The 14,032-nt window shown below is 56.9% G+C and carries 7 protein-coding genes; all 7 read left to right on the top strand.

From position 1 onward, the window contains the following. The first annotated feature begins 103 nt into the window (after positions 1-103). The 7 genes from bcsA to IQ273_RS21170 all read left to right on the top strand — a co-directional run bounded on the left by bcsA (position 104) and on the right by IQ273_RS21170 (position 13,338). Positions 104-2,647 (top strand): UDP-forming cellulose synthase catalytic subunit, encoded by a 2,544-nt coding sequence (gene bcsA / locus IQ273_RS21200; protein WP_194025154.1) that lies wholly within the window; start codon positions 104-106, stop codon positions 2,645-2,647. A gap of 919 nt (positions 2,648-3,566) precedes the next feature. Next, complete coding sequence (locus IQ273_RS21195; protein ID WP_228053499.1) at positions 3,567-4,622, top strand: response regulator; 1,056 nt, start codon at positions 3,567-3,569, stop codon at positions 4,620-4,622. A gap of 319 nt (positions 4,623-4,941) precedes the next feature. Next, complete coding sequence (locus tag IQ273_RS21190; RefSeq protein ID WP_194025153.1) at positions 4,942-5,328, top strand: response regulator transcription factor; 387 nt, start codon at positions 4,942-4,944, stop codon at positions 5,326-5,328. Then, positions 5,325-5,840, top strand: coding sequence for a chemotaxis protein CheW (locus IQ273_RS21185; RefSeq protein WP_194025152.1), 516 nt, complete (start codon positions 5,325-5,327; stop codon positions 5,838-5,840). The genes IQ273_RS21190 and IQ273_RS21185 overlap by 4 nt, the downstream gene beginning before the upstream one ends. A gap of 227 nt (positions 5,841-6,067) precedes the next feature. Then, positions 6,068-9,547, top strand: a complete 3,480-nt coding sequence (locus tag IQ273_RS21180) for a GAF domain-containing protein (RefSeq protein WP_194025151.1) — start codon at positions 6,068-6,070, stop codon at positions 9,545-9,547. Between the two features lie 155 nt (positions 9,548-9,702). After that, on the top strand, positions 9,703-12,834 hold the full coding sequence (locus IQ273_RS21175) for a response regulator (protein WP_194025150.1): 3,132 nt from the start codon (positions 9,703-9,705) through the stop codon (positions 12,832-12,834). Positions 12,835-12,843: 9 nt separating this feature from the next. Then, entirely contained in the window at positions 12,844-13,338 is a 495-nt protein-coding gene (locus IQ273_RS21170; RefSeq protein ID WP_194025149.1) for a hypothetical protein, read from the top strand. Positions 13,339-14,032 lie beyond the last annotated feature (694 nt).

The following is a 14,032-nucleotide window of genomic DNA, read 5'->3' as shown; positions in this document are numbered from 1 at the left end:
GTTCTACGGAGCTGCGCAGTCGGCCATACGACGCAGCGGCGGAGAGTGAGCAAAATTTGTCAAGTTTTGCTCACTCTCCCACCCACCTACCCATCTACTCCCCATGCTCCACCCCACTCCACCCTTCTACCACTGGCTGACCAAAACCCTGCCCGATCGCGCCTATGCCTTGACCCAGCACCTGAGTCAGTGGCAGATGCTGCTGCTGCTGGGCTGTCTGGGACTGCTGACCAAGCCGCTGCTGCTGGCCCATCCGGCGATCTGGCAGCAGGGAATTGTGGCAGTTCTGCTGATTTTTCTGGGCTACAGCGTTCTGCATTTAGAGGATGGCCATGCGCGCAGCAGCGGCGATCGCGAGCGGCTGCACCTATTTATGATCACCCTCAGCAGCCTGACGACGCTGCGCTACCTCTACTACCGCACCCGCTACACGCTCAATTTTGATACCCCGCTCGATGGCACTTTTTCACTGCTGCTCTACGGGGCCGAGATGTACGCGTTGGGGACGCTGTTTTTGTCGTACTTTCAAACGCTGCGGCTGCGCGATCGCACCTCCGTTGACCTCACCGCTGTGCCCCAGATCCAGTGGCCTACGGTCGATGTCTATATTCCCACCTACGACGAAGATGTGGCGATCGTGCGCAAAACCGTGGTGGCGGCGGTGGCGATAGACTACCCCACTGAAAAAAAGCAGGTATATGTGCTCGACGACGGGCGCAAGTACCCCGAGCGCCGGGCCGAACTGCAGGCTATCTGCGATGAACTGGGCGCACTGCTGCTTATCCGCGACAACAACGACCACGCCAAAGCAGGCAACATCAACACGGCCTTAGAGCGCACCATGGGCGATCTGGTGCTGATTTTAGATTGCGACCACATTCCGGTGCGGGGCTTTTTGACCGAAACCGTCGGCTTTTTTCTCGACCCTACTGTGGCCCTAGTGCAAACGCCGCACTGGTTTTACAACCCCGACCCCTTCGAGCGCAACCTGCTCACACAGGGCCAGGTACCGGTGGGCAACGAGCTGTTTTATAAGGTGCTGCAAAAGGGCAACGACGCCTGGAACGCCGCTTTCTTCTGCGGTTCGGCAGCGGTGGTGCGACGCAGCCACCTACTAGAGGTGGGAGGCATTGCCACCGAAACCGTCACCGAAGACTGCCACACCTCTCTGCGGCTGCACTCCCTGGGCTACCGCACCATCTACTACGACAAGATTATGGTGGCAGGGCTGGCCCCTGAGAAATTTTCGGCCTACGTGGGCCAGCAGGTGCGGTGGGCGCGGGGCATGGCCCAAATTTTACGGCTCGAAAATCCACTGTTTAACCGGCAGCTCAAGCTGTCGATACCCCAGCGGGTCTGCTACTTCAGCGCCACCTCACACTTCTTCTTTGGCTTCCCCCGGTTGATGTACGCCCTGGCCCCAACCTTGTTTTTGCTGTTTAGCATCAACTCGGTGAGAGGCCTGGGCATTGAGACCCTGTTTTACGCACTGCCCCACATCGTGCTGTCGATGCAGACCAACCACATTCCCTACAAACGGGTGCGGTTCTCGTTTTGGAACGAAATCTACGAGTTTGCGATGTCGTTTCAGGCGGGCATTGTAACGCTGCTAGCGCTGTTCAACCCCAAGCTAGGCAGCTTTAACGTGACCGCCAAGGGCCTAGTGGTCAACCAGCGCACCTTCGACGCCAACAGCGTGCGGTATTTGCTCATTCTGGGATTGCTCACGGCGGCCTCGCTGGTGGCGGTGCCCTTTTGGCTGCTGCTCAGCCCCGAAGACACCCAGGCGGTGATGATCAACGCGCTGTGGTGCGGCTTTAACCTGGTGCTGGTACTGGCTGCCTGCTTGGTAGCACTCGAACAACCCCAGATGCGTCGTGCCCACCGCCTACCCCGGCAGCTGTCTGCCATCATCCACAGCGACGGCCAGAGCTGGACGGGCAAAACCATTGACATCAGCGAAAGCGGTGCCCAAATCATTCTCGACGAATGGCCCAATGTGGCCGACCACGTGTGGGTTGAGCTGATCGGCGACTACGATGGCCGTGCCCTGCTCGAAGCCCAAATTATTCGTGCTACGGCCACTAGTCGCCTAGAAACCGAGCTAGCGATGGATTTTGTCAACTTGAGTCCCAGTCAGGCCGACGATCTCACGCTGGTGCTGTTTTCGGACGTAAAGGAATGGTACTCCCAGACTCGTCAGCAGGTGGATAAGCCGCTGCAATCGCTGCAGTTTATCGCCACTACCCTGTGGCGAGTATTTACCGACCTGCAACCGGCCACTGGCCAAAAAATGCGCAAGCAGGTGCAGGCTCCCGTAGAACTAGCCTGGGAAGGCTGGCACGGCGAGAGCTACCCAGCCCACGTGGTCGAAATGGGCAGCCAAGACCTGCGCCTAGAGGTGCAGAATGTCTCAGAATTAGACCGCGCTACCCTGCTTGAAACGCTGCCAACCGTAGGGCTGCTGTTTCCGGCTGGCCCGGCTTTGCCCACGGCCCAAAGCCTGGTGGCCCAGGTCAACCAGGCTTTGGAGTTGCCCACCATCAATCGGGCTCAGCCACGCCTGGTGCTAGAACTGAGCTTTCCGAACGCCCTGGCCGCCCAGCAGCGCCGCAAGATTCAAACCCTGCTGCGATCGCTGGCCTAGCGGTATGGCGTGACATCACACTTGCCATCCATCCATACTGATTTGTTTTTGAACCGGCAGAAGGTTGAGAAAAGCGAAATATGGCGATCGCATAGAGTTACGTCCGGACTTAGGCTGTCATATTTACAGAAAAGACAAAAGGCATTAACAAATAACAAATAGGAATTCATTTTTTGAGCATTTGACTACATACAAGAACACGGCACTCAAACCTTTATCGCCACTTTATAGTCAGGCAACATCATTTTTCTATCATTCACTTGTTTTTTATATTTCCACTTCTCTGAACTGTTATCATCAAATTACAAGGTAACGGTTTAGCGCTTCATTCCTGACTATCGATCACTTTTCAAATGGCTTTTTATGTTTGAGCTTAACGTCAGTTTTTTCTGATCTGCCTCCCTATCTAGCCCCCAGATTAGGCGAGAGCCTTAGGCTCCTAACCATTGTCATTACCGCATCTATCGCTTCAAAATTGCTGTCAAACCACAGCCTATTCGAGCTTAATTTAAACAGAGTTAAGCCCTGATGGCTTTATTCAAACCTGCTCTACCGCTATTGGTCATCGCCAAATCCATCGCCATTACTGCAGCACCATCTTAGGCCACTGGTCGAGATCGAGTACTACCCCTGAGGCGATGGGCAGCATCGGCGGCGATTCCCGAAGGGACACTCGTTCCGAGTCGGTTCCCGAACGCTCCGCGAATCGCGCCATCGACGCTAACGGTAGCCCGCAGGCTTAATCCCTCGGTTGAGTTATACGCATCCAGTGCTTCTTAAAAGCCACGCTTTTTAACAGCACCCTGTTCTCATTCAAAGCCGGTCTGGCGCAGCGGTGCCCTTTGGGGCAGCGCCCGTCTAAACAGCCCATGCTATCTACCACTCGCTGTGCATTTCCTTGTTTCTGTAGTGAACCGCTATGCAACCATCGCTCTCGAACACCGTTCCCATGGCATCACCATCTTCCCCTACCCCACTGCACCCCCTCAGCCTGCTAGCCCAAGTGAGCAGTCGACAGGTGACCGGCTGTCTACAGGTCATCACCCCGACCAACACCTGGCTCCTATGTCTAGAGCAGGGGCAAATCAACTACGTTTCCACGGCTGACCGGGCGTTTGAGCGACTGGATAGCCACCTTAGGCGACTGAGTGTGAAGGTACCTTCGCTAGTTAGCGCGGTACGCGTACAGGTCAGGCTTTTGTTTGAACAGCAGGCGGCCACTCACCTGGCCGATTACCAAGCCATTTGCTGGCTAGTCGAGCAGCAGCACCTAAACCAAAATCAGGCCTCAATTTTGGTTGAAACGCTTTCTAAAGAAGTACTCGAAGCCTTCTTAGACGTGCGCCAGGGCAGCTACGAACTGGTGGAGGGCAACAGCCTGGGCAATGCCCCCCGCTATTGTCAACTCAACCTGCGCTCCACCGTAGAAGAATGCTACGCCCGGCTCAAGCAGCGTCGGAATGGCTTTAACCAGCTCAACGGCAACTATCAGAAACTAGGCGCAGCCGCAACCCTAACGGCTGCCCCCGCCGTTAGCGAGGCTACATCTAGGGCCAATGGCGCTGGAACGGCTAGCACTGGCCCCAACCCAATCAAAATTGGTGCCAAAACTCATTACACCATTGCCTGTATTGACGATAGCCCCACCGTACTACAGGCCATCAACAGCTTTTTAGATGACAAAATTTTCTCGGTGATTATGATCGATGACCCGGTCAAAGCGTTGATGCAGGTAATTCGGAATAAGCCCGATTTGATCTTGCTCGATGTCACCATGCCTAGCCTGGATGGCTATGAGCTGTGCTCGCTGCTGCGTCGCCACCCAGATTTTAAAAATACCCCCATTATTATGGTGACCAGCAATACCGGGTTTATTGATCGCGCCAAGGCCAAACTAGTACGAGCATCGGGCTATTTGACCAAGCCGTTTAATCAGTCCGATCTGCTCAAATTCATCTTTAAATATTTGAACTAGCGCGATCGCCTAGCGGTCTTTGCTGAAATTTGAAGTTGATTTGAGCCTGGTCGATTTAGCCTTGGAGTACTTCAGCTAAATACTCAAAAAAATGTGATAAGACCGTTTCATTTTGCTGAGTTAAGTATCTATAGTACAGATATTTTTTTAGCTGAAATATTCTTAGTCCACATCGCTGCTGTTCTTTCAAGCAGTGATGTAGGTAAGCCTGGAGCACCGAGTTTTTGCGAATTTCCTGCGGCCCTAGCGACGATTATTGACGCAATGACCTGGTTATTCGTCGTCACAGTGGTCTACCCATTCTTTAGGTGAATTTATTATGCAAGCGACTCTAGCAGGCACCGTTTTGGTGGTTGAAGATACCCCCTCCGAAATGGAGCTAATGGTGCACTATCTGAGTGATAGCGGCTGCACAGTGGTCTGCGCCGTAACGGCTCAAGAAGCCCTCGACAAAGCCGCCCAGTACCCTCCTGATGTGATCGTTACCGATGTGGTCATGCCCGGCATGAGCGGGTTTGAGCTGTGCCGCAGCCTTAAAAAGCAGCCCACCACCGCTCACGTGCCCATTGTGCTGTGTACCTCTAAAAATCAAGATATTGACCGACTGTGGGGTCTGCGTCAGGGGGCCGATGCCTACCTGACCAAACCCTACACCCGCGACCAGCTGCTGCAGGCCGTGATGACCGTAATGAGGGTCAACCGATGAGCAATTTATCGCTTGCCCAGCCCCAACCCGCCGGGGCGGCCCTGGCCACTCAATCTCTAGCCCCTTTCACCCACAGCTATCTGCGCTTTAGCCTGGGCCATCAACCCGCCATGTTACCCACTCGCCAGGTGCAGGAGGCGATCGCAACGCCAGCGGCCAGCATTACCCCCATGCCCAACATGCCCCCCGCCCTGCTGGGGCTGATCAACCGCCGCAGCCGGGTGCTGTGGGTGGTCGATTTAGCCCTGCTGCTGGGGCTATCCACCGCCTACCCCAACTCACAGCAGTACAACCTCGTGCTGCTCCAGGTGGGGACGGTAACCCTGGGGCTACGGGTCAGCCAAATCGACGGCATTCTCAGCCTGTCACCCCAGCAGTTACAGCCTGCTCCCACCCACGTATCGCCAGGGCTGGTGCCCTTTCTGCGGGGCTGTGTGCTGCAACAGGGAGAAGTGCTGCTGGGGTTAGATGGCGAAGCCCTGCTGCGCGCCCCCGCCCTACAGGCTCTCTAAGCTCCAAATCTAGGCCTTGGGTTTAGCCCCTAGGTTTAGATTCTCTCAATTTTGCCCCTAGGCCAATCGCTCATGCAGCCTTTGGCCGGGCCTCCTTACCATCAGTGATTTCTTCAGCATCTCTAATCTCTAGGCCGCCTGTGCAGACCGTGCGGCGGCCCTAACCCCTACTCCGTTCATCTAGCCCACTTCGTTCATCTAGCCCACTTCATCAAGGTAGTTGACCCATGACCACAGATTTTCGGCCCTACACCCCCACTGAAGCTGGCCAAGAGCCAGACCCAACCCGCCAAAATGGCATGGGCAATGGTCAAACCGCTATGGAAAACAACGCCAGCGGGCTGATGTACCGTGGGGTGGCCTACGGTCCTGATGTCAAAAACAAGATCAAAATCACTCAGCAGGCGCGGTGGAAATGGATTCAGTGGTTCAGCAACCTCAGCGTGCGGCAAAAGCAGCTGGCGGGGCTATTTACCTCCGAAGTGATCTCGGTGCTGGGCCTGGTAGGCGTGGGTTCGCTTTTGATTATTTCCGGCGGGCGTAGCCAGTTGCTCAACCAGGCTAAGTCTGAACTGGCCGTCTCCGACATTGAGTACAACATCAAGATCAACCAAATGGGGTTTGGGTTTCGCGGCCAGTCTGATAACCGCGCCATTATTGATGCGGCGGCTGCCTACGCTCGGGGCGAAACCTTGCCCTCAGGGTCGATCGCAGCGGTGCAGCAAATTTTAGAGAACGAAATTAAGGCCCGCAACATCGAGTACGCCACCCTGGTGGGCAGTGATTTGAAAATCATTGCCAATGCCAACCGCGATCGCCGGGGCCAGTCGTTTGACCCCAACGGCCTGGTGGGTACGGTGCTGCAAAACCCTCGCCAGGTCAAAGCCAGCGCCATTGTCAGCTGGGATGAGATCAGCAACGAAGCCCCGCCCCTACCCGCCGACTTTGCCAACCAGGATGCGCTGATTCGCTACACCATTACCCCCGTTAACGACCCGGCCTCGGGACAGGTGGTGGGGGCGCTGGTGTCGGGCGACATTGTCAACGGCAAAGACGCTATTCCCAAGGGGGCGATCGCGCCTTTTGGCAACGGCTACAGCGCCCTGTATCAGCGCAACAGCGAGGGTGAGTTTGACCTGACCACCGCCCTCTACGCTGGCGATAACCCCGACCTCGAAGTCGCCGCCGCCAACCTGCCCCTCGACTCGTCTGCTTTGATCGAGCAGGCCGTCGCTCGGGCAGGTCAGGACGTAACCCGCCGCGATCGCATCGACGGCACTACCTATACCCTGGCCGCTCGCGCCATTGAAGATTTCAACGGGGTACCGATCGCAGTGATGGTGCGGGGTACCTCTGAGGCCGGCCTCAACGCCTTGATTGCCAGCAGCCTACGGCTGCAATTGCTGATTGCTCTGCTGGCCCTTGGTGCCGATTTTGTCATTGCCGCTCTGCTAGGGCGATCGATTTTGCGGCCAATGAAAAATCTTCAGCAGGCCACCTGGCGCTTTGGCATGGGCGATCGCCAGGCCCGCGCCGATGTGTTTGCCACCGATGAAGTGGGCCAGGTCGCCCAGGCCTTTAACCAGCTCGCCGCCAATGTCACCGAATCCGAAGACCTGCTGCGTCGCCAGAGCCAAAAAGAGCAGATCTTCGCCGCTCGGGCCAATCTGCTGGCCGACCTGACCAGCCGCATTCGCCAGTCGCTCAATGAGCAGACCATTCTCAGTACCTCCGTCGATGGCCTGCGAGAGGTGCTGGAGGTAGACCGAGTGCTGATCTACCGCTTCCACCCCGACTTTAAGGGCGGCGATATTACTGCCGAGGCCGTCGGGCGCGGCTGGAAGCGAGCTGTCGGCGAAACTATTGAAGACCCGCTCAGCCCTGAAACCCTGGAACGCTACTACGCAGGCCGGGTCACAACGATGGCCAACCGCCAAACGGCTAAACTCACCCACTGCCACTGCGCAATTCTCGAAAAGCTGGAGGTGATGGCCAATATGGTGGCCCCCCTGTTGGCAGGTGATGAGCTGATTGGCCTACTGTGCGTGCACCAGTGCGATCGCCCCCGCGACTGGACCGCCGAGGAAGCTGACCTGCTCCAACAGGTATCACTCCAGATTGGCTATGCCCTCAGTCAGGCCAACCTGCTTCAGCAGCAAGAGGCCACCGCCTCCCGCGAGCGTCAGATTAACGAAATTGTCTCCCGCCTGCGCGAAAGCCTAGATGAAGAGCGCATCTTCCGTGCCGCTGTCACCGAAACACGCCGAATCTTGCGCAGCGATCGCGTCATCGTCTACCAGTTTGACGAAACCTGGAAAGGCACCTTTGTCGCCGAGTCAGTCGGCCAGGGCTGGACCACCGCCATTGGCAACGACCTCTACGACCCCTGTTTCAAAGAAAAATACATCGAGCAATATCGCCAGGGCCGGGTACAGGCGGTGCCTAACCTGGCCGAAGCCGGGCTAACCGAATGCCACCTGCGCCAGCTGCAGCAGTACAACGTCAAGGCCAACTTAGTTGCTCCCATCGTCATCAATGACGCCCTGGTCGGTCTGCTGATCGCCCACCAGTGCAGCAACCCCCGCGATTGGGATCCCATGGAGATCAACTTCATCCGTCAAATCGCCATTCAGCTGGGCTTTGCCCTAGAGCAGGCCCGGCTTTATGCCCAGGCCGAGGCCCTCTCCGAAGAGCGTCGCCAAAAGCAAGAGGCCCTGCAAATGCAGCTAGTCGAGCTGCTCAGCGAAGTCGAAGGTGCCTCCAGAGGTGACCTCACCGTGCGCGCCGATGTCACGGCTGGAGAAATTGGTACCGTCGCCGACTTCTTCAACTCCATTGTGGAAAGCCTGCGCCAGATTGTAACCAAGGTGAAAACCTCCGCTGAGCAGGTCAATGCCTCCCTGGGTGAAAACGAAGGGGCGATTCAGACCCTGGCCACCGAAGCCCTACGCCAGGCCGACGATGTCACCCAAACCCTGGCCTCGGTCGAAGCGATGACGGCCTCTATTCAGCAGGTAGCCCGCAGCGCTCAGCAGGCCGCCGTAGTCGCCAACGGCGCGTCTACCACCGCCGCAACCAGCGGTCATGCGATGGATTTGACCGTGCAAAACATTCTCACTCTGCGGGAAATCATTGGCGAAACCTCTAAAAAAGTGAAGCGCCTGGGCGAATCGTCCCAGCAGATTTCTAAGGCGGTATCGCTAATTAACCAGATTGCCATGCAAACCAACCTGCTGGCCATCAACGCCGGTATCGAGGCCGCCCGTGCTGGTGAAGAGGGCCAAGGCTTTGCGGTGGTGGCCGAAGAGGTGGGCGAACTGGCCGCCCGCTCCGCCGAAGCTACTAAAGAAATTGAGCGGATTGTCGAAACCATCCAGCGCGAAACCGCCGAGGTTGTTGACGCTATGGACCAAAGCACCACCGAGGTTGTAGCCGGTACCCGCCTGGTCGAAGACGCCAAGCAAAACCTGGGCCGCATTCTCGATGTCTCCCAGCAGATTGACACCCTGGTGCGCTCGATTTCTGACGCCACTGTCTCCCAGGTGGAAATCGCGGAGACTGTCACCCAGCTCATGCAGGCGATCGCCGCCGAATCTACCCACACCTCCCAGTCCTCTCAAAACATTTCTACCTCCCTGCGAGAGACGGTGGATGTGGCGCGATCGCTCCAGGCTACCGTTGGCACCTTTAAGACCGGCGAAGAGTAATGGGGGAGCGTAACACAGCTTACGGTGCAAGGTGCAGGGTAAACGGTGCAAGGCATTCCGTGAACCGCCTACCCCAAACCGTAAACCCTGAACCATAAACCGCTCCCCCGATACCCGATACCCGATACCCGATACCCACCACCCCTTCTACCCTTATGTCCGACGCAAAGGAACTTGAAATTCGGCTTCAGTTTCTCGACGAAGCCCAGGAATATCTGGAAACCCTCGGCACCCACCTGATGGGGCTGACCCAAACCTTTGAAGCTAGCACCATCAATGAAGCCCTGCGGGCCGCCCACTCGATTAAAGGCGGGGCAGCGCTGATGGGGTTTCAGCTGCTCAGCGACTTTGCCCACCGCCTCGAAGACAGCCTCAAAGTGCTAAAAGTGCAGCGGGGCAAGGTTGAGGTCGACGCCAGTTTAGAGCAGCTGCTGCTGGCGGCGGTCGACTGCCTGAGCCAGGTCATGGTGGGCCAGCGCCAGTGCCTCAGTCAGGGTACCCCGCACCAGTCTCCCGTCGATGAGCAGTGGGTCGAGCAGCACGCCCACCCTATTTTTGAGCAGCTCCACGATCGCCTGGGCGACCCAGTCGATGAAGACGCCTACTCCATGCTCTCGCCAGAGGATGGCCAGGATATTATTCCGCTGCTGTTTCAGAGCGAGGTCGAAGGCTGCCTAAATCGGCTCGAAGAGGTGCTGGCCGAGCCGTCGCCCTGCCTGCGCGAGGAGACGCAAATCTTGGCCCAGGAGCTCGGCGGCCTGGGCGAAATGCTGCAGCTCCAGAGCTTTGTTAGCCTCTGCCAGTCGGTTGCCGATCAGGTGACAACCGCCGCTGACGAAGCCCTAGTCCCCATTGTGCAGGAGGCGCTGGCCGTCTGGCGACGGTCCCAGGCGCTGGTGCTCACGGGCCACCTGGGAGATTTGCCCAATCACATGGGGCACGGTGCCGAGGCAACGGCTTCGTTTGCGATCGAAACTACCACTGAAACTGCCTTTGACACTGCCTTTGACACTGACGTCGAACACCACGACGACCACCTCCCCGACCTGGTAGACGGCGAGATTACCGCTCCTCTCTGGCCCCTGGCTGACGAGTCTGCGTTGCAGCCCGACTACCTAATGGACGATTTCGACCATCTACTTGATGACGCATCGGCAGATCTCGCCGCCGCCGATCAGGTCATTGACGGCGAGCTGGATGGGGTGGTCGAGGGTGAAGCCGCCTGGCCAGAAACCGCCCCTGCCCTAGACGAACTGGCCGCCGTTGATTGGGGTGCCGCCCAGGGTGCTAGCTGGTCAACCAATGGCCAAAGCGCCCCTCCCCCAGGTACCGACGAGGCCGCTAGCGACAGCACCGTGCGGGTGCCGGTGAAACAGATTAACCAGCTCAGCGACCTGTTTGGCGAGCTCACCATTGAGCGGCACCGGCTAGAGCTAGAAGTCAGCCGCCTGCGGGGTCTAGTGGGTACGATGCAAACCCGCATGCGCACCCTCGACCAGGTCAATAGCGACTTGCGGTCTGCCTACGATACCGTTGCCACCCAGGAAACGCGCCTACCGCTGCTGCCCGCCGCCCCGGCCCTGCAAAACGTAGCCGAAATTGTTTCTTTGACCGCCGACAGTGCCATGCGTCAGCAGTTTGACGTGCTCGAACTCGACCACTACCGCGATCTGCACCTGCCCTTTCGCGAAATTATTGAAACCATTATTCAGCTGCAAGAGGTGGGGGCCGATATTGAACTCTCCCTCGACGGCACCGAGCAGACCACTCGCACCCTGCGCAAGACCTCTCGCCAGCTGCAAAAAAACCTGACTCAGCTACGCATGCGGCCCCTCGCCGATATTTTCGATCGCTACCCCCGATCGCTGCGGCAAATGTCGCTGCAGTACAACAAGCCGGTGGAGCTGAAGCTCAAGGGCGATCGCACCCTGGTCGACCGCAACGTGCTAGAGGCTCTGCAAGAGCCGCTCATGCACATCATTCGCAACTGCTTCGACCACGGCATCGAAGACGCTGAAACCCGCCAGCGGCATGGCAAGCCCGCCACGGGCACGATCGCGATTTCGGCTCAGCAGCACAACAGCCGCACCATCATTACCATTAGTGACGACGGCGGCGGCATTGCGGTCGAGAAAATCCGCGATCGCGCCCGCCACATGGGGCTCGACGAGGGGTTACTCGCCGCCGCCAGCCCTCAGGAACTGCTGTCGCTGATTTTTGAGCCCGGCTTTAGCACCGCCAGCGAAGTGACCGATCTCTCGGGGCGTGGTATCGGCATGGATGTGGTGCGCAGCAAGCTGAAAGATATTCGCGGCGACATTCAAGTCGATACTCAGCCCGGCGCAGGCACCACCTTTGTCATCTCTATCCCCTTTACCCTGTCGGTGACGCGGGTGCTGATTGTCGAAAGCCGGGGTATGCGAATGGCGTTTCCGGTCGATGCGATCGAAGAAATTTTAGCCCTGCCGTCCGAAGACATTCTCACCACCGCTGGTCGAGACAGCTTTGAGTGGAACGGCGAGCTAGTGCAGCTAGTGCGCCTGACTGACTGGATCCACTTTAACTGTCCCATGGTGATTGAAAGCCCCGAAACCGCTCCCGCCATTTCAGAACCCACGGTGCTACTCGTACACGCCAACCAGCGCTGGGTGGGCCTGCAAATCGAGCGATCGTGGGGGGAACAAGAGGTTGCCCTGCGCCGAGTCGTGGGCAACTTGCCCATGCCCAAAGGCTTTAACAGCTGCACCATTATGGGCGACGGCAAAGTGGTGCCCCTGGTCAACACCGCCGAGCTGCTCTATTGGATTGCCAGCTGTGAAGCCTCTGGTGCTAACACCCTAGAGGAAACGCCCATTCCCGCCTTTTTAACTAACAGCACCCGCTACGAGACCAACACCGCCCTCCGCAAACCCACCGTGCTGCTGGTTGACGACTCGATTAACGTGCGCCGCCTGCTGGCCCTTACCCTCGAAAAAGCCGGGTACCAGGTTGCCCAGGCCAAAGACGGTCAGGATGCCCTCGATAAACTAGTGGCTGGGTTAGCCGTCGAAGCCGTGATTTGCGATGTTGAAATGCCCCGCCTCGACGGCTACGGATTTTTAGCCCGACTCAAAGCCGAACTCGACCACGAAAACTTGCCGGTCGCCATGCTCACCTCCCGGGGCAGCAAGAAACACCGCCAACTGGCCATGAGTCTGGGGGCTGCCGCTTACTTTACCAAGCCCTACAACGAACAAACCTTGCTCAAAACCCTCGAAGACCTGATTCAGCCCGCCCTGGTGTCTTAGGAGTCTCCCATGTCCAGCGCCCTCGCCCGCTACCGTCGTCTGCCCGCCCAAGAACCCTCGCTGCGGCTGATTGCCTTTCCGCTACGCCACAACTGGTTTTGCCTGCCCCTGGCGATGGCTCGTCGGGTCATTCCCCCAGCGGGGCAAGCACCTGGCTTGGCCATGGGGTTGACCCAACTCCACCACGAGTCTGTTCCCATCATGGATGTAGCTGACCGCATATATCAATCAGCGCCACTATTGCCGGGGTTAAGTGACGCACTAACAGATTTAAGCAACCAGCCCCTCCAACCTATTTTGGTGGTTGACTCACCGCGATTTGGCCTGCTGGGGCTGTTGATCGACGATATTCCCAGCCTCAAACGGGCGCGTCAGTCAGCCTTTAGCCCGATACCAGCCACCTACTTAATGATCAACCATCTCCAGGGCATTAACACCTTAGTGACTCTCAACGACACCGAGCCCCCTTTGTTCTTGCTAGAGGTTGACGCGCTATTGCCCTAGTAGACAGCGGCATAAGTGTGGCGACTATTGCCAATCGCGAGGGAGCAGGGGGGCTAGGGAGCCAAGCGAGCCGGAATAGTGGACTTATTTCAGCCTTCGAGTACTAGTCAGCCATCAAGCATCATGGTTATAGATGCGTGGGTTTTCTGCATCATGCACCAGGGCCAAGCTCGGGGCGACACACTATTCCTCTAAACGTGAAAACCGGAACTTTTTGATCAAAAAAATCCCAGCATCATCTTTATGAAGAATTCTCCAAAATTCTCGACCGAACAACCATTCCGCTTGATCTAAAAGTCAAGCTTTGAGATGATTTTACCAAGGGCATAAAAACAATATATTGCCACTGAATTTTAAGCCCGAAAAGAAAAAGAAATTCACCGAAAGGCTCAATAGCAGGAAATATAAAAAGGCTCAAAACCTTAATATCTAGATCGACTTAGCCAGACATATCGCGGTTAAGCCACAATCTCCTAAAACATTTTTAGGAGATTTTTGTTGTGTTTTTAGCAATCCAAAAACATGGCTTAAATTCTATTTATAGTCACAAGATTGACACATTTGGTCCTAGTTCCAACTTATTTTGTGTCGGCTTTCCTGGGCAACGGCCTTCTGCCATTTAACGAAGAGGCAATCAGCAGGTTGCGCACCCAGTTGTCGTGATAGCGGAAACCGTTGAGTTGTTCAAAGGGGC

The organism is Nodosilinea sp. LEGE 07298, assembly GCF_015207265.1.
Taxonomy (GTDB): domain Bacteria; phylum Cyanobacteriota; class Cyanobacteriia; order Phormidesmidales; family Phormidesmidaceae; genus Nodosilinea.
Note: the sequence above shows the minus strand (reverse complement) of the source record. Positions and strands in the feature narration are given on the sequence as shown.